We start from the raw sequence: 1,167 nt of genomic DNA on the forward strand, positions 1-1,167 counted from the left end.
TGGCTGTGGAGCCTGATTCGGTTGTATCGCATGAAGAAGCTGGTCATATCCTGCTTGGCTTCTTCAATTTCCTTGTAGCCCTTGGGCGGCACCCATTCTGACTTGAGCGTCCCAAAGAAACGCTCTGTTGGTGCGTTGTCCCAGCATTGTCCCCTGCGACTCATGCTCTGCGTTATACCATGCTCAAGCAGCTCGGACTGGAAGCGCTGGCTGGTGTACTGGCAGCCTTGATCCGAGTGAAACATCAATCCTGCATGCTTGCCCCTAACCCCTACTGCCATCCTCAGCGCCTTGCTAACCAAGTTGGCGTCGTTGATCAGGGAAAACGCCCAGCCAACGATCCGACGCGCAAACAAGTCAATCACTACTGCCAGGTGATACCAGCGCTTCCCGACCATCAAACTGGTCACATCACCGCACCAGACCTGGTTAATTGCTGTTGGCTCAAAGTTACGTTCGAGCAGGTTCTTGGCCACAAACGCTTCAACGCCTTTGGAGCGATTCCGATGCGGACGACGCTGCTTGCTTTCCAGATTTGCCTCCTCCATGAGTTTTCCGGCCAGATACCGTCCCACCTTGAACTGCTGGGCCTTCAGGTACTCAGAGATCATTCTCGCGCCCGCGCTCCCCCTGCTTTCGACGTGCAGCTGAACTACTTTCTCTCTGAGTTCGTCACGCTCGGTATTCGGTGTTGAACGACGGCGAAGCCAGTCATAAAACGCGCTACGGGATACGCTCAGCGCACTGCAAAGAAGGCTGGTCGGATACGAGCCTGACTCTCTCAGTTCCTCAATCAGGAAAAACGATCGGGATCCGACATCAAGAGAGCCGTAGCCTTTTTTAAGATTTCAGCCTCGGTCTCCAGGCGCTTGATCTTGGCTCGCAGCTGCTGGAGCTCGCGCTGTTCGTCGCTGATCGCTTTGGTACCGGCTACTGGCTGGCCCTTGTGTCGCTCTTTACGCACCTGATCAACCCAGCGGCGCAGGGCTGTAGGGCCGACGTCCATTGAAGCGCAGACGTCGGGAATCGAGCAGTGGTCATCAAGGACCATGCTGGCAGCACGTTGCTTGAACTCGCGGGTGTAGGTCTTTCGTTCTTGCATGGAACCTCCTGATTGGGCGAATCATATCGCCCTTAAGAGGTGTCCGGGATCATTAGGCCAGTTCA

Annotated in this window: 2 protein-coding genes; both read right to left on the reverse strand. The window is 55.4% G+C overall.

Going from position 1 to position 1,167, the window contains the following annotated elements; translation table 11 throughout:
* On the reverse strand, positions 1 to 797 hold a 797-nt coding region (locus CAG44_RS27340; protein ID WP_371858065.1), incomplete at its 3' end, for an IS3 family transposase.
* Positions 794 to 1,102, reverse strand: a complete 309-nt coding sequence (locus CAG44_RS29215; protein ID WP_024086157.1) for a transposase — start codon at positions 1,100 to 1,102, stop codon at positions 794 to 796. The genes CAG44_RS29215 and CAG44_RS27340, both read right to left, overlap by 4 nt.
* Positions 1,103 to 1,167 lie beyond the last annotated feature (65 nt).

Source organism: Pseudomonas sp. B13(2017), from assembly GCF_002113245.1.
Taxonomy (GTDB): Bacteria; Pseudomonadota; Gammaproteobacteria; order Pseudomonadales; family Pseudomonadaceae; genus Aquipseudomonas; species Aquipseudomonas putida_Z.

Bases quoted from the DNA above. Each gene is read 5' to 3' on its own strand.
- CAG44_RS29215 (WP_024086157.1), bottom strand. From the start codon at position 1,102: ATGCAAGAACGAAAGACCTACACCCGCGAGTTCAAGCAACGTGCTGCC.